The sequence below is a fragment of the Streptomyces sp. NPDC015127 genome (assembly GCF_043080095.1).
Classification (GTDB): Bacteria; Actinomycetota; Actinomycetes; order Streptomycetales; family Streptomycetaceae; genus Streptomyces.
In genome coordinates this window covers 643,623-665,408 of sequence record NZ_JBIBVE010000001.1, presented here as the reverse complement: position 1 = coordinate 665,408, position 21,786 = coordinate 643,623, and the positions used below count along the sequence as shown (strand labels likewise).

The following is a 21,786-nucleotide window of genomic DNA, read 5'->3' as shown; positions in this document are numbered from 1 at the left end:
CCGCGCACCCGCGCGGCCGGAGCGTCGGTGAGCTCCCTGATCTCGCCTGAGGTCGACGGAGACGATGGCGTCGCCGATCATCTCGGCGGAGAATCGCTCGGCCTGGGCCCGCATGGTGTCCATGAGGGCGGGGCCGTCGATGCCCTGCGGGAAGCCGGGGTCACGCCTCCTGCTGGGCGTCGATCTCGGCGATGAGGGCCTCGATGCGGGTCCTGATCTCGTCGCGGATGGGGCGAACGGCTTCGACGCCCTTGCCGGCCGGGTCCTCCAGGGCCCAGTCGAGGTACTTCTTGCCCGGGAAGATCGGGCAGGCGTCGCCGCAGCCCATGGTGATGACGTAGTCCGACGCCTGGACGGCCTCCGTGGTCAGCACCTTGGGCTTCTGGTCGGCGATGTCGATGCCGAGCTCGGCCATGGCCTCGACCGCGGAGGGGTTGACCTGGTCGCCCGGGACGGAGCCGGCGGACCGGACCTCGACGCGGTCGCCGGCCAGGTGGCGCAGGAACCCGGCGGCCATCTGGGAGCGGCCGGCGTTGTGGACGCAGACGAAGAGGACGGAGGCGAGCGGAGCGGAGGACATCGGTACTTCCTTAGACGAGCGGACCTGGTGGGGAGCGGGTTTCAGGAGCGGGGCGTATCCACGAGGGCGTCGCGGACGGTGGCCGCGGAGGAGACGGTCACCTCGTCGCCCGCGCGGTGCGCGAGCGGGGCAGCGGCCAGGAGTCGGCGACCGGCCGCTGCCCGGTATCGACCGGGAACCGGCCCCGGTGGCGGACGGCGGGACGGGCGACGCCCGCCGCGTGGCGGTCGTCGGGCAGGACCGGGCGCGAGGACGCGGTCATGGCAGGAGAACCCCCTTCGGCGGGTCTACAGGAGTCAGCCCAGGCTGGTATCAGCCTCGGGTGATGTGAGAGTATCAGTCCATGATGACGTCAGTCGACACTGAACTGATCCGGGTGCTGGGCGACCCCCTGCGGCTTCAGATCGTGACCCTGCTCGCCCGCGAGACGCTGTGCACCACTCACCTGGTGGAGGAGACCGGCGCCAAGCAGACCAACCTCTCCAACCACCTGAGAGTGCTGCGCGAGGCCGGCGTCGTCGAGTCCGAGCCCTGCGGCCGGTTCACGTACTACAAGCTCCGCCCCGATGTCATCGACCAGCTCGCCGGCCAGTTCGCCGACCTCGCCCGGACGGCACGGGACACCGCCGAGGCGAACGTCAAGCGCGCCTGCCCGTAGCCCCGCCCTTTCCGCCGCACCTGCCCGAGGAGAACCGTTGTCCGTCACCGAGCCCGTCGGCACCGCCCCCGCCGCGGAGTCCGTCACAGCCGCCGACGAGCCCCGGCCCGCACCCGGTGCCACCCCGCCGCGTACGCCCCTCGTGGCGCGCGCCGCCGCCGAACTCGTCGGCACCGCCGCGCTGGTCGCGATCGTCGTCGGCTCGGGCATCCAGGCCACGGACCTCACCCAGGACGTGGCGCTTCAGCTGCTGGCCAACTCCACGGCCACGGTCTTCGGCCTCGGCGTTCTGATCGCCCTCCTCGGCCCCGTCTCGGGTGCCCACTTCAACCCCGTCGTCACGCTCGCCGAGTGGTGGACCGCTCGCCGCGGCGGCGCCGGGGTCGATGCGCGCGAGCTGGCCGTCTACGTGCCCTCCCAGATCGTGGGCGCGATAGCGGGCGCCGTCCTGGCCGACGCAATGTTCGGCGAGCCGCTGGTGAAGTGGTCCACCCACGACCGCTCGGCGGGAAACCTGCTGCTCGGTGAGGTCGTGGCGACGGCCGGACTGATCCTGCTGATCTTCGGCCTGGCGCGTACCGATCGCCTGCGCTTCGCGCCGGTCGCGGTCGCCTCGTACATCGGCGCCGCGTACTGGTTCACCTCCTCCACCTCCTTCGCCAACCCCGCGGTGACCGTCGGTCGAGCCTTCACCGACACGTTCGCGGGCATCGCCCCCGCCTCCGTTCCCGCCTTCGTCGGCGTGCAGCTCGTCGGCGCGGTCGTGGGCCTGGCCCTGGTGGCGGTCGTCTTCATGCGGCCGAAGGCGACCGCGTGACGCAGCACACGGACGTGGTGGTGATCGGCGGCGGCCAGTCCGGGCTCGCCGCCGGCTACCACCTGCGCCGCCTCGGCCTGGACTTCGTCGTCCTCGACGCCCAGGCGACGCCCGGCGGGGCCTGGCAGCACACCTGGGACTCGCTGCGCCTGTTCTCCCCGGCCGCGTACTCCTCCCTGCCGGGCCGGCTGATGCCACCGCAGGCGGACGAGACGTACCCGGACGCCGCCCACGTCGTCGCCTACCTCACCGACTACGAGCAGCGGTACGACCTCCCCGTCCACCGCCCCGTACGGGTCACCGGCGTCCACCGCGACGGCGAACTCCTGCGCGTGGAGAGCGACGCCGGTACATGGCAGGCCCGTGCGGTCGTCAGCGCCACCGGCACGTGGTCGCGCCCCTTCCTGCCCGCCGTCCCCGGCCGTACGGAGTTCCGCGGCCGGCAGCTCCACACCGTGGAGTACCGCGGGCCGAAGGACTTCACCGGCGAGCGCGTCGTCGTCGTCGGGGGCGGCAACTCCGGCGCGCAGATCGCCGCCGACCTCGCGTACGACGCCGATCTGACCTGGGTCACCCTGCGCGAACCGCGCTACCTCGCCGACGACATCGACGGCCGCGCCCTCTTCGACCACGCGAGCGCCCGCCGCCGCGCCCTCGACGAAGGCCGTACGGCCAACGGCGGCGTCGCCTCCCTCGGCGACATCGTCGCCGTACCGCCGGTCCGCGCTGCCCGCGACGCGGGATTCCTCAAGGCCCAGCCGATGTTCGACCGCATCACGCCCACCGGCGTCACGTGGGCCGACGGCATGACTGCCGAAGCCGATGCGATCATCTGGTGCACCGGCTTCCGCCCCGCCCTCGCCCACCTCGCCCCGCTCGGAGTCCGCGGCCCCCGCGGTCACATCCCCACCGACGGCACCCGTGCCGTCGCCGAACCGCGACTCCACCTCCTCGGCTACGGCGACTGGACCGGTCCCGCCTCCGCCACCCTCATCGGTGTCGGCCGCCCGGCGCGTGAAGCGGCCCGGGCGATCGCCGACCTCCTGCGCTGACCTCCCGGGTCGGGCGGCCCGGTATCGGGAGCGGGCGCCCGCCGCTGAACGTCCCGAGAGGGACGGGCTCGCCCGTCACCCCGGTCGCGGTCCTGTGACAGACCCGGTCCGGTTGCCTTCCGTGAGGAATCTGACGAATCATGACTAATACCCCTAATGCCCGTATCCTCATCAATGCCAGATATTTCCGAAGAGCGGATTGTCGAAGGCGTGAGGCGAAGCGTGGATCGGTCCGGCGGCGAACCGATACCGACGGGGCGTGCGACAGGCGGCACGGGGCCCGCCCGTTCCCGTGAGCGGTTTCTGCAGGGGGATTCGGTCGGGGCGGGTGTGCGAACCTCGATCCTGAATTCCTGGCAGCGTTGCCGGACCTTGGGGCTGTCGCCGGACCAGTCCGACCTTCCCTACCGGGAGGATTTCGATCCGGACGGACGGATAGTCCGCGCAGCTGTGCCGGTGCTCGACCGGCTGCAGTCCACATTCGCCGGCAGCGCGATGAACATCTCCGTCGCCGATGCGAGCGGGACGGTGCTCCTGCGCCGTTTCGGAGAAGCGTCGCTGGTCAGAACTCTCCCGGCCATCCAGAGCGTCCCGGGGTTCGTGTTCGCCGAGCAGCTCGCCGGTACCAACGGCATCGGTCTCGCCCTGGCGGAGCGGCAGCTCATCCGGGTCTATGGTGCTGAGCACTTCGCCGAGCGCTCCCAAGGCAGCGCCTGCCGCGCGCTTCCCGTCCGCGACCCGCTCAGTGGCCGCATCGAGGGCGTTCTGTGCCTCGGCTACCCCCGCAGCTCCGAGGATCCGGCGCTGGACACGGTGATACGCAAGGCGGCCGAGGCCATCGAGCGGCGGTTGCTGGAGCAGAGTTCCGCGCGTGAGCGCGCTCTGCTGCGGGCGTACCTGGACGCCGGAGCCGAGGCCGCCGCGGGCCTTCACCACACTGTCGGGGTGGAGGCACTGGCCCTGGAGCTGCACCCCCGCGACCGGGCTGTCCTCATGGAGAAGGCGGCCGAGCTGATCTCCCGCGCACAGCGGGTGGCCGTCGACGTGCCCCTGCCCGACGGCCGACGGGTCACGCTCGTGAGCCGCCCGATGACGAGTGTCTCCGGAGTGGAGGGCATCGCCATCGAGGCCGTTCTCCCCGGCCCCCCGCCGCGCGAGCGTCTCGCCATCCCGCACCAGGTCGACGAGCCGCTGGGCTTCCCCGCCGAGCCTGCCGTGGCCCCTGTCCCCCCGCTCTCCGGGGCCGTTCCCGCCGCCGTGGTGCCCTGGCATCTCTCCCTCACCCCACCGTCCGGACAGCATCCTCCCGAGACGGCACCCGGCCGGCCCGCCGTGGCCGGCGAGGGCATCGCCGACATCGACGGCGTGACGGACGATCGACCCGACTCCCCGCCCTCGGCCAGAGGGCTCGTGATGGTGGGGGAGCCGCACGTGGGAACGTACGCCCTGGCCGCGCGCCGCCGCCTGGAGCTGCTGTCCGAGGCCAGCGTCCGCATCGGCACCACCCTGGACGTGCGCCGCACCGCCCGGGAACTCGCCGAGACGGCGGTGCCGCGACTGGCCGACTTTGTCACCATCGACCTGCCCGAGGCCGTACTGCGTGGCGAGGAGTCCGCCGATCCGCGCAGTGACCTGCGCCGTGCGGTGGTCCACGGCATTCGCGACGGCTGTCCCTTCAGTCCGGTGGGCAAGCACATCGACTACGGCCCGATGACGCCGCAGATGCGGTGTCTGACGAATGGGCAGGCAGTGCTGGAACCGGACCTGCAGGCCGCCGCGGGCTGGCTCGCGCAGGACCCCGAGCACTCCGAACAGCTGCTGAGCCACGTCCACTCCCTCATCGCGGTGCCCCTGGTCGCACGCGGCGTCGTGCTCGGGGTCGCCGGTTTCTATCGGGCGGAGGATCCCGCCTCTTTCGGAGACGACGACCGCTCGCTGGCCCAGGAGCTCGCCACCCGCGCCGCGCTGTCCATCGACAACGCCCGCCGCTACACGCGCGAACGCACCATGGTCCTGGCCCTGCAGCGCAGCCTGCTCCCGCACGGGCTGCCCGACCAGGACGCCGTCGAGGTCGCCCATCGTTACCTGCCCGCCGAATCCGACGTCGGGGGAGACTGGTACGACGTCATCCCGCTGTCCGGCACCCGCGTCGGCCTCTTCGTCGGTGACGTCGTCGGCCACGGTCTGTTGTCCGCCGCCACCATGGGCCGGGTGCGAACCGCCGCACGCAGCTTCGCCGAACTCGACTTCCCCCCGGACGAGGTCCTCACCCACCTCGACAACCTCGTGGGACGCCTGGACCGGGAGGAGCCCGCCGCCGAGGGCGCCGGCATCATCGGCGCGACCTGTCTGTACGCGATCTACGACCCGACCTCGCAGCAGTGCACCATGGCGCGCGCCGGCCACCCCCCGCCCGCCCTGGTCCGCCCCGACGGCACCGTGTCGTTCCCCGACCTGCCCGCCGGGCCCCCGCTCGGCCTCGGAGGTCTGCCCTTCGAAGCCGCCGAGATCCACCTCCCCGAAGGCAGTCAGCTGGTCCTCTACACCGACGGACTCATCGAGGACCGGCACCGCGACGTCGACGTGGTCCTCGATCAGCTGCGCGGGGTCCTGGCCCACCCGGAGCGCGGACCCGACGAGACCTGCCAGGCGGTCCTCGACACCGTGGCGCCGGCCCACCCCTGCGACGACATCGCCCTGCTCGTCGCCCGCACCCACGCCCTGGACCCCGGGCGGATCGCCACCTGGGATCTGCCCGCGGATCCGGCCCTCGTCAGCGAGGTCCGCTCCTCCGCCACCCGGCAACTGGCCGACTGGGGGCTCGACGAGGTCGCGTTCGCCGCTGAACTGATGCTCAGTGAGCTGGTCACGAACGCCATCCGCCACGGTGCCGGGCCCATCCGGGTACGGCTGCTCCACGACCGCACCCTGATCTGCGAGGTCTCCGACACCAGCAACACCGCTCCGCATCTGCGCAGGGCGGCCAGCACCGATGAGGGGGGCCGCGGCCTGTTCCTCGTCGCTCAGCTGGCAGAGAGCTGGGGCACGCGTTACACCCCGGAGGGCAAGGTCATCTGGGCCGAATGCGGGCTCGATGGCGCCTGAGGCGCTGAAGAGAGGCGCGGCCACTGATCCGTTGGAGTCACAGACGGCGACAAGGTGCCTGAAGTATTCCGATATGTCCGGCTAGGATCACTGACGCGAGTCGGGAAGAACTCGCCAGGCCGATCCCCGGAGTCGTCCGTGCACGACGCTCACGACACCTCTGCGCCGGCGGTCCCGTCCTTCGAGGCGGAACCCCTGGTCCGTATCCGCGGGCTGGCCAAGCGGTTCGGTGGGACCCTCGCGCTGGCCGGGGTCGACCTCGACGTCCACACCGGTAGCGTCCTCGCCCTCCTCGGTCCCAACGGAGCCGGAAAGTCCACGCTCATCAAGGTGCTCGCCGGTGTCCACCACGCCGACGCCGGGCAGATCACCGTGGCCGGGCAGCCGCTGGGCAGCCATGCCGCCTCCGGGAGCATGTCCTTCATCCACCAGGACCTCGGACTCGTGGAATGGATGACGGTCGCCGAGAACATCGCCCTGAGCACCGGGTATCCGCGCCGCGCCGGACTGATCTCCTGGCGGCGGACCCGAGAGCGGTGCACCGAGGCACTGCGGATCGTCGCCGGACATCTCGATCCCGACGCCCCGATCGCCGGCCTCCCCCCGGCCGAGCGTTCCCTGGTCGCCATCGCACGAGCCCTGGCGGCACGGGCGAAGCTCATCGTCCTCGACGAACCGACCGCCCGCCTCCCGGCCGCCGACTGCGCCCGGCTGTTCAGCGTCCTGCACGCCCTGCGCGACCGGGGGCACGGCATCCTCTACGTCAGCCACCGCCTGGACGAGGTGTACGAGGTCGCCGACACCTTCGCCGTCCTGCGCGACGGCCGCCTCGTCAGCCACGGCTCGCTGGCGGACCACACCCCGGCCCGCCTGGTGCACGACATCATCGGCGAGGAACTGCCCGAACACCGCCCCGCCACGGCCCCGGCCGGCGGCCCGGCCGTCCTGACCCTCGACGGCGTACGGACAGCCGGTGCGGGACCGGTGGACCTGGAGCTCAGGGCCGGGGAAGTCCTCGGTCTGGTCGGCCTCTCCGGCGCCGGACACATGGCCCTGGGGCGAGCCCTCGCGGGTTGCCGGCCCCTGCTCGGCGGACGCGCCGTCCTCGCCGGCCGCCCGTACCGTCCCCGTACGGTCGCCGACGCCGTCGGACTCGGTGTCGCCTTCGTGCCCGGCGACAGGCAGCGCGAGGGCTGCCTCGCCGAGCTGACCGTACGGGAGAACCTTCTGGCCAACCCCCGTGCGGGAGGCCGGTCGGCGCCGCGCTGGATCAGTCCCCGCCGCGAACGCGGCGAGACCGCCACCCTGATCGAACGGTTCTCGGTGCGTCCCCGCGACAGCGAGGCGCCCATCGCCACCCTGTCCGGCGGAAACCAGCAGAAGGTCATGATCGGCCGGTGGCTACGGGTGGGCCTGCGCCTGCTGATCCTCGAGGAGCCGACGGCGAGCGTGGACATCGGCGCCAAGGCCGCGATCCACCGCCTGCTCGAAGAGGCGCTGGCCGCGGGTCTTGCCGTCCTCCTCATCTCCACCGACTTCGAGGAGGTCGCGGGCGTGTGCCGACGCGCCCTGGTCTTCGTCCGCGGGTCCGTGACGGCCGAGCTGAGCGGTCCGGCCCTCACGGTCGCGGGGCTCACCCGGGCGGCTTCGGCGATGCCCCCCTCCGGAACCGCGACGAACCCGTGACCGCCCCGCCCTCCCCGTCCTCGCCCCGGAGGCAACCACGTCGACCGGGCCTGCTGAGCCGACTCGGCCGACGGGCCGGGCCGAGCCGACCCGGCGGGCACCTCATCGGCGCTTACGGCCTCCTGGCCCTCACCGCCCTGCTCTTCCTGCTCTTCTCCCTCACTCTGCCGCGTACCTTTCCCACCCTGGACACCGTCGACTCGATCCTGTCCAACCAGTCGATCCCCGCCGTTCTCGCGCTCGCCGCCATGGTCCCCATCGTGACCGGCGCGTTCGACCTTTCCATCGGCTACGGCCTCGGCCTGGCGCATGTCATGGTGATGCAGCTCGTCGTCAACGAGGGGTGGCCCTGGCCGCTCGTCTGCCTCGCGGTGATCGTCGGAGGGGGCGTCGTGGGCGTCGTCAACGGTGTCATCGTCGAGTTCGGGCGGATCGACTCGTTCATCGCCACGCTCGGGACCGGCAGCATGCTGTACGCGCTGACCGGCTGGATCACCGACGGCGGCCGGATCGTCCCCGGCCCGCAAGGCCTCCCGGCCGCCTTCACCGACATCTACAACTCCACGTTCCTCGGCCTACCGGTCCCCGCCTTCTACGTGCTCGCGCTCGCGGTCGCCCTCTGGCTGGTGCTGGAGCGGCTGCCGCTGGGCCGGTACCTGTACGTCGTCGGGTCCAACCCGCGCGCCGCCGACCTCGTCGGCATCCCGATCCGCAAGTACACCGTCTACGCCTTTGCCGCATCAGGACTGATCGTCGGCTTCGCCGGTGTGCTGCTCGCGGCCCAGCAGCAGATCGGCAATCCGAGCGTCGGCCTCGACTACCTGCTGCCCGCCTTCGTCGGCGCCCTCCTCGGCTCCACCGCGATCAAACCGGGCCGCCCCAACGCCATGGGCACAGTGGTCGCCGTCGCCGTCCTCGCCGTCGGCCTCACCGGCATCGGGCAGATGGGCGCCGACTTCTGGACGACCCCGTTGTTCCACGGCGGCACCCTGCTCGTCGCCGTCGGCCTGGCCGGTTACGCCGCTCGCCGCCGGCTGCGCACCGGCGCCGTCGCGGCCCGTGATTCGCCCGCCGGGACACCGGAGGCGCCGTCATCCCCAAGACGGGGCGACGGCACATCGGGCAGCACTCCATGACCCACGCCGCGGCCGTCATCACCGCGCCCGGCCCGCATCCTCCTGTTCATCCCTCCGCGAGGAGCTTCCGTGCACTACCACCGCAAGGCCATGCCCGGCGGTTTCAAGGCCCGCTCCGTCGCCACCGCCCTGCTGGCCGCGGCAACCGTCCTGGCCGGGTGCGAACGCGGCTCGTCGAGTGGCCCGGGGGACTCCACCTCGGGCCCGAACGGCTGCCCCGCGGTCCAAGCCAGTGCCCAGGCCGCCGTGCGGCGGGCGGAGCAGACCGACGTCTCCTGGAACGGACCGACCAGCGGCCCCACGGCGGTGGCCGGCAAGACCATCGTCTACGTCGCCCAGACCATGACCAACCCCGGAGTTGCGGGCGCCGCCGACGGCGTGCGGGAAGCCGCGCGGGTCATCGGCTGGAACGTCCGGGTGATCGACGGCGGCGGTACCCCCGCCGGCATCCAGGCGGCGATGAGCGATGCCGTGGCCCTCAGGCCCTCGGGCATCGTCATCGGAGGCTTCGACCCCAACTCGACCTCGCGGCAGGTGGCGCGGGCGAACACGGCACGCATCCCGCTCATCGGCTGGCACGCGGTCGCCGCCCCCGGCCCCAGCCGGCGGCCCGAGCTCTTCACCAACGTCACCACCAAAGTCGAGGACGTGGCCAGAGTCAGCGCGCAGTGGGTCATCTCGCGCTCCAACGGCACCGCCGGGGTCGTGGTCTTCACCGACGCCTCGATCCCGTTCGCCAAGAACAAGTCCGAGCTGATCCGGAAGGAACTCGCCACCTGCTCGGGCGTGAAGCTGCTGGCGTACCAGAACATCCCGATCCCGGACGCGAGCAGCCGCACGCCCCGGGAGGTCTCTTCGCTCCTCTCCCGCTTCCAGGACCGGTGGACGTACTCCGTGGCCATCAACGACCTCTACTTCGCCGATGCCGCCCCTGCCTTCCGTGCGGCCGGGAGGAAGGGTTCCGGCCCGCCGTTCAACATCGGCGCCGGCGACGGCGACCCCTCCGCCTTCCAGCGCATCAACAGCGAGCAGTACCAGGCGGCCACCGTGCCCGAGCCGCTGTCCCAGCAGGGCTGGCAGATCGTCGACGAGTTCAACCGAGCCTTCTCCGGCCGTCCGGCCAGCGGATATGTGGCCCCCATCCACATCACCACGGCCGACAACAGCGACGGTGCCACGACCTGGGACCCCTCGGGTTACCAGGAGGCGTACCGGAAGATCTGGGCCAAGTGACGGCGGTGCCGGGTCTACCGCAGCGGGGCGTACTCGGTGAGCAGGAGTGCGATGTCGCGCCCTGCCGGGGGACCGGCAGGCGTCCCGCAGCAGCGCGTCGGCTCTGCGTCGATGCCGAGCAGAGGGCCGCCGGGCACATCCAGGACTTCGGCCTGCCCGTCGGGCAGGCGCAGCAAGGGCGGGAGGTGGCCGGCACGGACGATGCGCACGACCCCCGAGCGCGGATGGAAGCGGGCATAGCAGCAGCTGGCAAGCAGCGCCGGGTCGAGGTCCATGTGGAGCAGAGGAATGGGCGGGACTGCGGCCACATCTGCCGAAGTCCCGTCAGCGGGGCGGGCGTTGGGCGAGCCATCGCGGATCGACAAACGGGATCCCTTTTCGGCAGCACACGGGGTGCCGTGGCGGGATCTGCCTGAGCGGTTCGGCGCGTAGAGGACCGTGCACGAGAGACACAGGCACTGGTCGGCGGACTGCAGGTGGGACAAGGTCGTCGCGGCCGCCCTGGTCGACGCCGATGCGGAAGGTCGCATCGACTGGTCCGCAGTGGGCGTGGACCTCCTGCCGGGCCCACCCGCATGCGCCGGAGCGCGGAGGGGTTCCCCGCGGGTGCTGGGGAAAGACGCACGCCCCAGCAGCACCGCCCCGACGAGGGACTCGGACGCCCCTGGGGTGGCCGGGGCGGGCAGGCGTCTGCTCCGGCGGATGCCTCTGTCCCCGCGGCGGATGTGCTCTCTGCACCGGGTGGCTCGGGCAACGTTCCTGGTCGGCCGAGACCGCGCGTGGGACCAGTTCGGCGGCTCCGCACTGCGGTCGGATGGCGGGCGGCGTAGCATCCGAAACAGAGCTCCGAGAGACTTCGGGGAGGCGTGGTGATGCCATCCCTGCAGGTGAAATCGCGAACCGGCGACCTGGTGGTCCTCGATGAATCGGCTGCCGAGCGCTTGGGTGAGGGGTTGCGCGGCGGGCTGCTCCGCCCGGACGATCACGCGTACGAGCAGGCGCGTGCGGTGTGGAACGGCCTGATCGACCACCGGCCCGCGCTCATCGCCCGCTGCTCCGGAGCGGCCGACGTCGTTCGCGCCGTCGCCTTTGCCCGTGAGCACGACCTACTGGTGTCGGTACGAGGAGGCGGGCACAACATCGCGGGGAAAGCGGTGTGCACCGGCGGCCTGATGATCGACCTCTCGCCCATGCGAGGTGTTGACGTCGATCCGGAGCGCTGCACGGCCCGAGTCGAGGGAGGTGCGACCCTCAAGGAACTGGACCGGGCCACGCAGGCATCGGGCCTGGCCACGACGGCGGGCGTCGTCACGCACACGGGTGTCGCCGGGCTCACCTTGGGCGGCGGTGTGGGCCGGCTGGCCCGGCGGTACGGTCTCGCCTGCGACAATCTGCTGGCCGCGGAGGTCGTCACCGCCGACGGCCGGGTGGTGAGAGCAGACGCATCCGAGAACGCCGACCTCTTCTGGGGCCTGCGCGGCGCCGGAGCCAACTTCGGGGTCACGACCTCCTTCGAGTTCCAGCTCCACCGCGTGGGCCCCGAAGTGCTCGGGGGCGTCGTCGTCCACCCTTTGAAGACAGCCAAGGACGCGCTGAGGTTCTACGGGGAGTACTCCCTGTCGGCACCCGACGACCTGTCGGCCGACGCGATCTTCCTGACGTCGCCCGATGGCGACCCGATGCTCGCCATCTCCGTGTGTTACGTCGGGTCGGTGGAGGAGGGCGAGCGTGTGCTGCAACCACTCCGGCAGTTCGGCCCGCCGCTCGTCGACGACATCGGCCCGGTCGCGTACACGGAACTGCAGGCCGCCGCCGACGCGTTCTTCCCCACCGGCCTCGACTACTACTGGAAGTCCCATTTTCTGGAGCGAATCGCCGACGAAACCGTGGAGGCCACGGTGGACCACTTCGCCGGCGCCCCGTCCCCCAGGTCCCTCATCGTCTTCCAGCAATACGGCGGTGCCGTCAGCCGAGTCGACCCATCCGCCACGGCTTTCCGTCCCCGAAACGCACAGTACGACAACTTCGCTGCGTCCATCTGGACCGGCCCGGGGGAACAACTCCGGACGCAGACGCAGTGGGTCCGGCGGTGGTGGGACATGGTGAGCCCCTTCGCTCTGGAAGCCGAATACGTGAACAACCTGGGAGACGTGGGGGAGGAGCGCGTACGGGCGGCCTACGGCGGGAACTACGAGCGGCTGGTGTCCCTCAAGAACACGTACGATCCCGCCAACTTCTTCCGCCTGAACGCGAACATTCGGCCGGACACGCAGTGACACCAGAATTTCGTGAAGCCTCATCAGGGGCTGTGCCCGCGCTGCCGTCATGGCTGACCGAACGCCTACGACCAGAACTCGTCGTATGCCGCCGGGTCGGTAGTCACCACCCAGCCCTCGGTGATCCGGCCGTCGTTGATGTGAAGGACCAGGGCGTAGTCCATGTCGAGCGTCTCACTCTCGCGTGATGCCGTGACGTGGAGCAGGGCGACCGTGTGGTTGTCATTGGCGAGGACGTCGTGGAGCACCGGGCGGTAGGTGCCGCCCGTCAGCTGGAACTCGCGGCCGAACAGGGCGAACGTGTCCTCGCGTCCTCGGTAGTCGCCCGCCAGGGGATTCCTGCCTCCGATGTGCCACACCACGTCGGGATGGAAGACCTCGGCCAGCGCGTCCATGTCGCCCACCGAGAAGGCGGTCATGGCACGGTTGAACACGGCGATGTTCGGGTGATCGGTCATCAGTGCCTCCCTCGGCCTCCTGACGAACGTACGTCGGGGGACGGGCTGGGACTCGCCGTCGTTAGGCCGTCTGGCTCGGTGCTCGCGCGGCTCGGTGAGCGTCCGGCTGCTCCATTGGTTGCTCAGAGCCAATCCCGCCGCTTGAAGATGACGTACAAAGTGGTGCAAACAACACCCATTAGGGCAATCGCGAACGGGTACCCGCCCGCCCAGTGCAGCTCCGGCATGTGGTCGAAGTTCATGCCGTAGATCGTCCCGACCAGCGTCGGGGCGAACAGAATGGCCGCCCACGACGAGATCTTCTTGATCTCCTCGTTCTGCTCGAAGCCCGCCTCCGCCAGTGCCCGCATCTCCGCGTTCTGCTGCTGGGTCACCAGCGTCGCGTTCACCGTGAGGATGTCCGCGAGGGCCTGGCGGAAGCCGTCCACGCGTTCGCTGGTGTGGGTGACGTGGTCGGCGACGTCGCGCAGGTAGCGCTGCAGTTCCTCCTGCGTGCCGTACTTCGCGAAGCCCGCCATCAGCGCGTGCAGCATCGCGACCAGGGGGCGGGTCGCGCGCTGGAACTCGACCATTTCGCGGGCCAGTTCGTAGATGCGGCGCGAGACCGCTGGGTCGCCGCCGAAGACTTCCGTCTCGATCTCGTCGATGTCGTTCTGGACTCCGGCGACGACCGGCGCGTAGCCGTCGACCACCGCGTCCAGAATCGCGTACAGCACCGCCTCGGGGCCCAGTGCGAGGAGTTCGGGGGTCTCCTCCATGCGGTGGCGCACCGCGGACAGGTCGGGGGCGGCGCCGTGGCGGACCGTGATCAGGAAGTCCTTGCCGACGAAGGCGTGCAGTTCACCGAACTCGACCTCCTCCTGCGCGTCCAGATAGCGGGCGGCGCGCAGCACGACGAAGAGCGTGTCGCCGTAGCGCTCCAGCTTGGGGCGCTGGTGGGCCTCCAGCGCGTCCTCGACCGCCAGTTCGTGGAGGTCGAACTCCGCTGCCAGCGAGTGCAGTTCGGCCTCGCTCGGGCGGTGCAGGCCGATCCACGCCATGCCACCGGGGTACTGGCGCAGCTGGCGGAACGTCTCCGCCAGCGACTCGGGGTGCGCCACACGGCGTCCGTCGCGGTACAGCACGGCCTGCACCACGCTGCCGTGGTCCTTGCGGACGGGCGGGACCGCGGAGGGTCCGGACCCCGGTGCCGGATCCGCCGGGCGCGCCGCGGCCGGCGGATCCGGGCGGCGGCGCCAGTGGTGCCGCTTGGGGGAACGTGCCATCGGGGATCTCGCCTCCCGCCTCGTCGTACGGCCGCGCCGGTGTGTGCCGGACCCGGTGCAGGATAGCCGCACCAGGTGGCCCGACCGGATCCCGTCGAGGACAGAACCTGTCCGCAAGGCTCGGTAGCGTACGGGACATGGCGACGAAGACCACGTATCCCCGGCTCGGCACCCGCGCGCTCAACCGCGCCACCCTGCAGCGACAGTTGCTGCTGCGCCGGGCACCCCGCACCGCGATGACGGCCGAACGTGCCGTGCGGCATCTCGTCGGGCTCCAGGCGCAGAACGTGAAGCCGCCCTACTACGCGCTCGCCGCCCGGCTCGCCGACTTCGCCCCCGAGGACCTGTCGGCGGCGATGGCCGACCGCCGGGTCGCCCGCATGGTGACGATGCGATCCACGATCCACACGCACACCGCCGACGACTGCATGACGCTGCGGCCTCTGGTGCAGGCCGCGCGGGACCGTGAGCTGGGGCAGTTCCGCAAGGGCCTCGCGGGTGTGGACCTCGGGCGGCTCGCCGCCGTGGCCCGCGAACTCGTGGAGGAGAGGCCGCGGACGATGAAGGAACTGAGGGACGCGCTGCTCGTGCACTGGCCGGACGCCGACCCGTTTGCTCTGTCCGTCGCCGCCCGTTGCAGCCTGCCGCTCGTGCAGGTCACGCCGCGCGGCCTGTGGGGGAGCAGCGGGCAGGTGGCGCTGACCACCGCGGAGCGTTGGTTCGGCAGGGAGCCGGAGCCCGCGCCCGCGCCGGACGACACCGTGCGCCGCTATCTCGCGGCCTTCGGGCCCGCGTCGGTCAAGGACTTCCAGACGTGGTCCGGGCTGACCCGGACACGCGAGGTGTTCGACCGGCTGCGACCCGGGCTCCTCGTCTTCGAGGACGAGCACGGCACCGAGCTGTTCGACCTTCCGGACGCGCCCCGCCCCGACGCGGACACCCCGGCGGCGCCCCGCTTCCTGCCGGAATTCGACAACCTGCTGTTGTCGCACGCGGACCGGAGCCGGGTCGTGCCCCCGGAGTACCGGACGCGGATGTGGAAGGGGAACCAGGCCTTCTGCACCTTCCTCGTCGACGGCTTCCTGGCTGGCAACTGGCGGCTGGAGGAGGTCAAAGACACGGCGACGCTGACCGTCCAGCCGTTCGCCCCGCTGACGCGGACGCAGCGCGCCGCACTGACGGACGAGGCCGCCGGTCTGCTCACCACCATGACCTCGGCCCGGACGCACGACGTCCTGTTCGCGGAGGTGGGCGAGACCGGCTGACCCGTCGGCGGGCGACGGCCACGACGGCCCGCACCGCAACCGGTGGCAAACCGCCCATCACCAGGTTGACCAATGTCCCTGGGCAGTACACCTAGGGCAGCAACCCGCTCCGGCGCGCCGCCGACACCGCCTCGCCCCGGCTGTGCGCGCCCAGCTTCCGCATCGCCGAGCGCAGGTACGCCTTCACCGTCTCCGGCCGCAGCCCCAGCCGCTCCGCCACCACCGCGTTCGTCGCCCCCGACGCCACACAGCTGAGCACGTCCACCTCCCGCGGCGCGAGCGCCACGGCGCCGGTCCGCGACGCGTCCGCACCCGCGGCGGAGGCGAGCCGGCCGCAGACCGCCAGCAGTTCCTCCCGCAGCTCCCGGTCCGCGATCCTGGGCGCCAGCGCCCGCAACACGCCGTGCGCCTCACGCACCGACTCCCACGCGCCCGGCCCGCGGTCCCCGGTCTGCGGACGCGCCTCGGCCAGCAGCCGCTGCACCTCGTCCCGTACGGCCAGCGCCTGCTCCACGTCCCGCGCCGCCGCCACCGCCGCGTCCAGGACCCGGTCGCCCAGCACCAGCGGGTGGCGCAGCGCCCCGTACAGCAGGCCGCGCACCTTGCGCCGTACGACGACGGGCACCGCGACCACCGAGCGCAGACCCTCCGCCGCCACCGCCGCGTCGTACTCGTGGCTGATGTGCCGGGCCGCCGCGTAGTCGGTCACCGCGCACGGCCGGGACAGTGCCATGGACTTGCCGCCGAGGCCGTTGCCGGTGCAGACGGCGAGGCCGCGCAGCGCACCGGTGGCCGCGCCGTTCAGCTCGGCGATGCGCAGCTGCCGGGAGTCGTGCAGCAGACCGCCGAAGGCCACGGGCAGGCCGGTGGTACGCCGCAGCCGCAGCAGTGCCGCGCGTATCTCCACCGCTTCGTCGGTTCCCGGCATGCCGGCCTCCTTCTTCCGGTGTCCCGCGCTCGGCTGTCCCGCGCCTCCGGTGTCCCGCACATCCCGTGTCCCGCGCGGGACGGCGGGGACGGCGGGGACGACACCCCCGTTCGGGGGTAGTGAGACCCGGGTCACCGATTACACGATGTCCGTGGCCGGTCCCGCAACGAGGAGGAAACATGACGTCTGGCGGCGCGACGGAGAAGTTCCGGGCAGCCCGGGACTTCCTGCTGCAGCACCGGGAGGACTACGCGGGCGCTTACCAGGGCTTCGCGTGGCCCCGGTTCGAGCACTTCAACTGGGCACTCGACTGGTTCGACGTCATCGCCGAGGGCAACGACCGGACCGCCCTGCACATCGTCGAGGAGGACGGCCCCGAGACCCGTGTCTCGTTCTCCGAGATGTCCGCACGGTCGAACCGCGCGGCGAACTGGCTCCGTGCCCAGGGGGTGCGCGCCGGCGACCGCATCCTCGTCATGCTGGGCAACCAGGCCGAGCTGTGGGAGACCGCGCTCGCCGCGATGAAGCTGCGCGCCGTCATGATCCCCGCAACCCCGCTGCTCGGCCCCGCCGACCTGCGCGACCGCGTCGACCGGGGCCGCGTGCGGCACGTGATCGTGCGCGCCGGGGACGTCGGCAAGTTCGGCGAGGTGCCGGGCGACTACACCCGGATCGTGGTCGGGGGAGAGGCGGCCGGCTGGCGGCCGTACGCGGGCGCGGACGACGCGCCCGCCGCCTTCGAGCCCGACGGGCCCACGCGGGCCGACGACACGCTCATGCTCTACTTCACCTCCGGTACCACCGCCCGCCCCAAGCTCGTCGAGCACACCCATGTGTCGTACCCCGTGGGCCACTTGGCGACGATGTACTGGATCGGTCTGCGGCCCGGCGACGTGCACCTGAACATCTCCTCGCCCGGCTGGGCCAAGCACGCCTGGTCCAACCTCTTCGCCCCGTGGAACGCCGAGGCGACCGTCTTCATCCACAACTACACCCGCTTCGACGCGGCCCGGCTCATGGCCGAGATGGACCGTGCGGGCGTCACCAGTTTCTGTGCGCCGCCGACCGTGTGGCGGATGCTGATCCAGGCCGACCTCGCCGGCCTCGCCCGTCGCCCACGCGAGGTCGTCGCCGCCGGTGAACCGCTCAACCCCGAGGTCATCGAGACCGTACGGGCGGCGTGGGGCGTCACCATCCGCGACGGGTTCGGCCAGACGGAGACCGCCGTGCAGGTCTCCAACAGTCCCGGCCAGCCGCTCAAGACGGGCTCCATGGGCCGGCCGAGCCCCGGCTACACGGTCGAGCTCCTCGACCCCGTGACCGGCGAACCCGGCGCGAAGGAGGGCGAGATCGCGCTGGACCTGTCCGCCGCCCCGGTCGGCCTGATGACCGGCTACCACGGCGACCCCGAGCGTACGGCCGAGGCCATGGCCGACGGTTACTACCGCACCGGGGACATCGCCGCCCGGGACGAGGACGGGTACCTGACGTACGTGGGCCGGTCCGACGACGTGTTCAAGGCCAGTGACTACAAGATCAGTCCCTTCGAGCTGGAGAGCGCGCTGCTGGAGCACGAGGCGGTGGCCGAGGCCGCGGTCGTGCCTGCCCCGGACCCCGTGCGCCTCGCGGTGCCGAAGGCATACGTGGTCCTCGCCGAGGGCTGGGAGCCCGGGCCCGACACGGCCAAGGTGCTCTTCGCGCACTCACGGGCGGTCCTCGCCCCGTACAAGCGGATCCGCCGGATCGAGTTCGCCGATCTGCCCAAGACCGTGTCGGGGAAGATCCGCCGGGTCGAGCTGCGCCGGCTCACCGCCGAGGGCTCGGCCGCCGAGTACGCCGAGGGAGACCTGCGATGAACCCGTCCTCCGCGCACGGCACGAGCGAGTCCGCGCCGCTGTCCTACGCGCACGGCACGAGCGGCACGCCGCTGCTGGGCGACACGATCGGCGCGAACCTGGACCGCGCGGTCGCGGCCTGGCCCGAGCGGGAGGCGCTCGTCGACGTACCGTCGGGCCGCCGCTGGACGTACGCCGAGTTCGGCGCTGCCGTGCGCCTGGTCGCGCGCGGCCTGCTCGGCTCCGGCGTCGCCAAGGGCGACCGGGTCGGCATCTGGGCCGTCAACTGCGCGGAGTGGGTGCTGATCCAGTACGCCACCGCCCGCATCGGCGCGATCATGGTGAACATCAACCCGGCCTACCGCTCCCACGAGCTGGAGTACGTCCTGAACCAGGCCGGGATCTCGGTCCTCGTCGCCTCCCTGGCCCACAAGACGAGCGACTACCGGGCGATGGTCGACACCGTCCGCGCCTCGTGTCCGCAGCTGCGCTCCGTGCACTACATCGGGGACGCCTCGTGGGACGCGCTGGTGGCGGCGGGCGCGTCCGTCACGGACGACCGGCTCGCCGCGCGCGAGGCGGAGCTGTCCTGCGACGACCCCGTCAACATCCAGTACACGTCGGGGACGACCGGGTTCCCCAAGGGGGCGACGCTCTCCCACCACAACATCCTCAACAACGGGTACTTCGTGGGCGAGATGATCGCCTACACCGAGCAGGACCGCGTCTGCATCCCCGTGCCCTACTACCACTGCTTCGGCATGGTCATGGGCAACGTCGCGGCCACCTCGCACGGCGCGTGCATGGTGATCCCCGCGCCCTCCTTCGACCCGGCCGCGACGCTGCGGGCCGTCGCCGAGGAGCGGTGCACGTCGCTGTACGGGGTGCCGACCATGTTCATCGCGGAGCTGAACCTCCCCGACTTCGCCTCCTACGACCTCGGCTCGCTGCGCACCGGCATCATGGCGGGCTCGCCGTGCCCGGTGGAGGTGATGAAGAGGGTCGTCGCCGAGATGAACATGGCGGAGGTGTCGATCTGCTACGGCATGACCGAGACGTCCCCCGTCTCCACACAGACCCGGCGCGACGACGACCTGGAACGCCGCACGGGCACGGTCGGCCGCGTTATGCCCCACGTCGAGGTCAAGGTCGTCGACCCGGTCACCGGCGTGACACTGCCGCGCGGAGAGGCGGGCGAGCTGTGCACGCGCGGCTACAGCGTCATGCTGGGCTACTGGGAGGAGCCCGAGAAGACGGCGGAGGCCATCGACGCGGGCCGCTGGATGCACACGGGCGACCTGGCCGTGATGCGCGAGGACGGGTACGTCCAGATCGTCGGCCGGATCAAGGACATGATCATCAGGGGCGGCGAGAACGTGTACCCGCGCGAGATCGAGGAGTTCCTCTACACGCACCCCAAGATCGCGGACGTGCAGGTGGTGGGGGTGCCGGACGAGCGGTACGGGGAGGAGATCCTGGCGTGCGTGATCCCGCGCGACGCGGATGACGCGCCGACGCTGGAGGAGATCACGGAGTTCTGCCGGGAGCGGCTCGCGCACTACAAGATCCCGCGCCGGGTGGAGATCCTGACGGACTTCCCGATGACGGTGAGCGGCAAGGTCCGCAAGGTCGAACTCCGCCACCGCTTCGGCTGACGCGGGTGCGGCGCCCGGGGGCGTCGCGTCCCCGGGGCGGCCTCTGCAAGGGGGTGGTGCCCGGGGCCGGGGCCGCCGGGAGGGCCGCGCGAGAAGCGCGGCGCGTAGGGGTGCTGCGCCGTGGCGCGTCAGGGGGTGCGGGGGCGTCAGCCCCCGCGTTCACCTCCCCAGCAGCAGGGGCTACGCGCCGCACGACCCGCCGCCGCCCGAGGACGGTTCCGGCGGGGCGAAGCCCGTCTCGCGGCTGCCGCGGCCCAGGAGGCCGCCGCCGCGTGCGAAGTGGGGGAGGTGCAGCACGAGCGCCCTGTCGCCGTGCAGCGCCACCGACATCTGGACCCGCGGCACACTCGTGCTGCCGCGCAGCGGCCGGTCCGGCAGCGGGTACGACGCGTGCAGCGAGGCCAGCAGGCGGCGCGCCGCGGGTGTCTGCCGCGGCACGAACCACAGCGCGGCCGCCCCCGCGACCGGCACCGCCGCGGCCGCCGTCCCGACGAGGGAGCCGGGCGTGGCCACCAGGCCCGTCGCGACCGTCACCGGCACCGCGCACAGCAGCGCGCGCGCCGCGCGCCAGCGCCCGCCGGGCCGCAGCAGGCCCTGGGCCGCGCACTGGTCGTGCAGGGCGTCCAGCGCGCGCTGCACCCGCGGCACGGTGAGGAGCACCCGTATGCCGACCGGGCGGCGCAGCGAGGTGTGGACGGCGAGCTGCAAGGGGTCGCGGACCGCCGTGCCCCAGCCGTCGATCCGTACCGTGCCCGGGCGCCCATTCGTGACGACGCCCCGCTGCTGTAGGGCGACGAGCGCCACGGTCACGGCCGCCCGGCGGCCGCCGCGCAGCAGGGCTACGGACTGCGGCCCCGGCGGGCCGGCCGCGTCCGCGCGCGGCGTACCGGCACGCAGGAGCAGGGCCGCCGCCGCGAGCAGCACGCAGGCCGCTCCGGTGAACCACCACATGTCGAAGGGCATCGCGCCCACCTCCCCCGAGGCCGTGTCTGCGGCTGTAGGGGATATGTGCCCGTGTGGGCGGGGGCGTGAAGCCCGAAACCGCCGATTCTGAGCTCTACTTGAGATTTCGGCCCGGTTCCGGCGGCTACGTACCGATCGTGATCAGTTCGTCCGCGGGCGCGTTGACCGGCTGCGGGCAGCCCGTGAGGTCCATGACGAACAGCGGGATGCCCAGCCGGTCCGCGCGCGCCCGGGCGTCGTCCGCGTAACCCGCGAGGGAGAAGAAGACGCTCTGGGCGGACGCGCTGAGGCCGTTGAGCCACAGGCACTCGATGTCGCGGAGGCCGGCCGGCCGGGTGGAGGCGTCGACCTGGGCCACGACGCCCGCCCCGCGCAGGTCGATGCCCGACACCGGTCTGGTCTCCGGCTGGACGACGTCCTGGAAGCCGAGCCACCTCAGGTACATCGCGGCGGCCGTCACCGCGTCGCGTGCCGTGCGGATGGTCACCGGCCGGAAGCAGGGGCGGGCCGCCGTCGCGGTGCGGGGCAGCGGCATGTGGGCGGGGCGGGGGTCGTCCGCCCCCGCGGCGGTGGCGGAAGGCGGGCCGGCGGCCGGGCCGGGCGTGCTCACCGGGCGCACCACGATGCGCAGGACCGTCCCGCAGGGGCACCCGAGCTCCGGCTGCGGCCACTGGTCCTGCCGTTCGCAGAAGGGGCAGCGGACGGTCACCCAGTCGTCCGTCCAGGTGCGGTGGGTTATCGGCTCCGGGGGAGCGCCGCGTATCAGCGGCGGGGCGAGCGGTGCGCCGCAGGCGCACGGGTAGACGGGCGGTGCGTACAGATGGTCGCGGCGGCAGGCCGGACAGCGCACCGGCACGCTCTCGATCGTCACGGC

19 protein-coding genes and 1 pseudogene are annotated in these 21,786 nt (G+C 72.0%); 11 read left to right on the top strand and 9 right to left on the bottom strand.

All coding sequences use genetic code 11. The features are described 5' to 3' along the window. Positions 1-23 precede the first annotated feature (23 nt). From ACF08N_RS02835 to ACF08N_RS02825, 3 genes and pseudogenes are all read right to left on the bottom strand, one after another. Positions 24-159 (bottom strand): annotated as a pseudogene (locus ACF08N_RS02835) (thioredoxin-disulfide reductase); the annotation flags it as partial. A gap of 1 nt (position 160) precedes the next feature. Next, positions 161-580 carry an arsenate reductase ArsC gene (locus tag ACF08N_RS02830; RefSeq protein WP_392322745.1) on the bottom strand — a complete coding sequence of 140 codons (420 nt, stop codon included), beginning with the start codon at positions 578-580 and terminating at the stop codon, positions 161-163. A 97-nt stretch (positions 581-677) separates the two neighbouring features. Continuing rightward, a complete protein-coding gene (locus tag ACF08N_RS02825; protein ID WP_392322744.1) occupies positions 678-842 on the bottom strand; it encodes a hypothetical protein in 165 nt (54 codons plus the stop codon). Positions 843-923: 81 nt separating this feature from the next. Here ACF08N_RS02825 and ACF08N_RS02820 point away from each other — a divergent pair, with 81 nt between their 5' ends. The 7 genes from ACF08N_RS02820 (at position 924) to ACF08N_RS02790 (ending at position 10,267) form a co-directional block, all read left to right on the top strand. Next, positions 924-1,238, top strand: coding sequence for an ArsR/SmtB family transcription factor (locus ACF08N_RS02820; RefSeq protein WP_392322743.1), 315 nt, complete (start codon positions 924-926; stop codon positions 1,236-1,238). Between the two features lie 37 nt (positions 1,239-1,275). Next, on the top strand, positions 1,276-2,055 hold the full coding sequence (locus ACF08N_RS02815; protein ID WP_392322742.1) for an aquaporin: 780 nt from the start codon (positions 1,276-1,278) through the stop codon (positions 2,053-2,055). Beyond that, positions 2,052-3,107, top strand: coding sequence for an ArsO family NAD(P)H-dependent flavin-containing monooxygenase (locus tag ACF08N_RS02810; protein ID WP_392322741.1), 1,056 nt, complete (start codon positions 2,052-2,054; stop codon positions 3,105-3,107). The genes ACF08N_RS02815 and ACF08N_RS02810 overlap by 4 nt, the downstream gene beginning before the upstream one ends. A gap of 174 nt (positions 3,108-3,281) precedes the next feature. Further along, the gene (locus ACF08N_RS02805) at positions 3,282-6,212 is read left to right on the top strand and encodes a SpoIIE family protein phosphatase (protein ID WP_392322740.1); all 2,931 of its coding nucleotides are present in this window, start codon (positions 3,282-3,284) and stop codon (positions 6,210-6,212) included. A 138-nt stretch (positions 6,213-6,350) separates the two neighbouring features. Further along, on the top strand, positions 6,351-7,898 hold the full coding sequence (locus ACF08N_RS02800) for a sugar ABC transporter ATP-binding protein (RefSeq protein WP_392322739.1): 1,548 nt from the start codon (positions 6,351-6,353) through the stop codon (positions 7,896-7,898). Beyond that, entirely contained in the window at positions 7,895-9,034 is a 1,140-nt protein-coding gene (locus ACF08N_RS02795) for an ABC transporter permease (protein WP_392322738.1), read from the top strand. The genes ACF08N_RS02800 and ACF08N_RS02795 overlap by 4 nt, the downstream gene beginning before the upstream one ends. A gap of 90 nt (positions 9,035-9,124) precedes the next feature. Next, a complete protein-coding gene (locus ACF08N_RS02790; RefSeq protein WP_392322879.1) occupies positions 9,125-10,267 on the top strand; it encodes a substrate-binding domain-containing protein in 1,143 nt (380 codons plus the stop codon). A gap of 14 nt (positions 10,268-10,281) precedes the next feature. Here the strand turns inward: ACF08N_RS02790 and ACF08N_RS02785 are convergent, their stop codons facing one another. Beyond that, a complete protein-coding gene (locus tag ACF08N_RS02785) occupies positions 10,282-10,542 on the bottom strand; it encodes a SpoIIE family protein phosphatase (protein WP_392322737.1) in 261 nt (86 codons plus the stop codon). A gap of 612 nt (positions 10,543-11,154) precedes the next feature. Here ACF08N_RS02785 and ACF08N_RS02780 point away from each other — a divergent pair. Next, positions 11,155-12,543, top strand: a complete 1,389-nt coding sequence (locus ACF08N_RS02780; protein WP_392322736.1) for an FAD-binding oxidoreductase — start codon at positions 11,155-11,157, stop codon at positions 12,541-12,543. 65 nt (positions 12,544-12,608) lie between these two features. Here ACF08N_RS02780 and ACF08N_RS02775 read toward each other — a convergent pair whose 3' ends face one another. Both ACF08N_RS02775 and ACF08N_RS02770 read right to left on the bottom strand, forming a co-directional pair. Continuing rightward, the gene (locus ACF08N_RS02775) at positions 12,609-13,001 is read right to left on the bottom strand and encodes a nuclear transport factor 2 family protein (RefSeq protein WP_392322735.1); all 393 of its coding nucleotides are present in this window, start codon (positions 12,999-13,001) and stop codon (positions 12,609-12,611) included. A gap of 122 nt (positions 13,002-13,123) precedes the next feature. Further along, a complete protein-coding gene (locus tag ACF08N_RS02770) occupies positions 13,124-14,266 on the bottom strand; it encodes a magnesium and cobalt transport protein CorA (RefSeq protein WP_392322734.1) in 1,143 nt (380 codons plus the stop codon). Positions 14,267-14,403: 137 nt separating this feature from the next. On the opposite strand from ACF08N_RS02770, the gene ACF08N_RS02765 reads away from it, so the two are divergent. Then, positions 14,404-15,531 carry a winged helix DNA-binding domain-containing protein gene (locus ACF08N_RS02765; RefSeq protein ID WP_392322733.1) on the top strand — a complete coding sequence of 376 codons (1,128 nt, stop codon included), beginning with the start codon at positions 14,404-14,406 and terminating at the stop codon, positions 15,529-15,531. A gap of 91 nt (positions 15,532-15,622) precedes the next feature. Here ACF08N_RS02765 and ACF08N_RS02760 read toward each other — a convergent pair whose 3' ends face one another. Then, positions 15,623-16,459 (bottom strand): response regulator transcription factor, encoded by an 837-nt coding sequence (locus ACF08N_RS02760; RefSeq protein ID WP_392322732.1) that lies wholly within the window; start codon positions 16,457-16,459, stop codon positions 15,623-15,625. 179 nt (positions 16,460-16,638) lie between these two features. On the opposite strand from ACF08N_RS02760, the gene ACF08N_RS02755 reads away from it, so the two are divergent. Then, on the top strand, positions 16,639-18,315 hold the full coding sequence (locus ACF08N_RS02755) for an AMP-binding protein (RefSeq protein WP_392322731.1): 1,677 nt from the start codon (positions 16,639-16,641) through the stop codon (positions 18,313-18,315). Beyond that, a complete protein-coding gene (locus tag ACF08N_RS02750; RefSeq protein ID WP_392322730.1) occupies positions 18,312-19,949 on the top strand; it encodes an AMP-binding protein in 1,638 nt (545 codons plus the stop codon). Before ACF08N_RS02755 ends, ACF08N_RS02750 begins: the two co-directional genes overlap by 4 nt. Positions 19,950-20,129: 180 nt before the next feature. Here ACF08N_RS02750 and ACF08N_RS02745 read toward each other — a convergent pair whose 3' ends face one another. Together ACF08N_RS02745 and ACF08N_RS02740 are read right to left on the bottom strand one after the other, a co-directional pair. Continuing rightward, positions 20,130-20,912: a TIGR04222 domain-containing membrane protein gene (locus ACF08N_RS02745; RefSeq protein WP_392322729.1), complete on the bottom strand. Its 783-nt coding sequence runs from the start codon at positions 20,910-20,912 to the stop codon at positions 20,130-20,132. Between the two features lie 124 nt (positions 20,913-21,036). After that, positions 21,037-21,777, bottom strand: coding sequence for a hypothetical protein (locus ACF08N_RS02740; protein ID WP_392322878.1), 741 nt, complete (start codon positions 21,775-21,777; stop codon positions 21,037-21,039). Between the last annotated feature and the right edge of the window lie 9 nt (positions 21,778-21,786).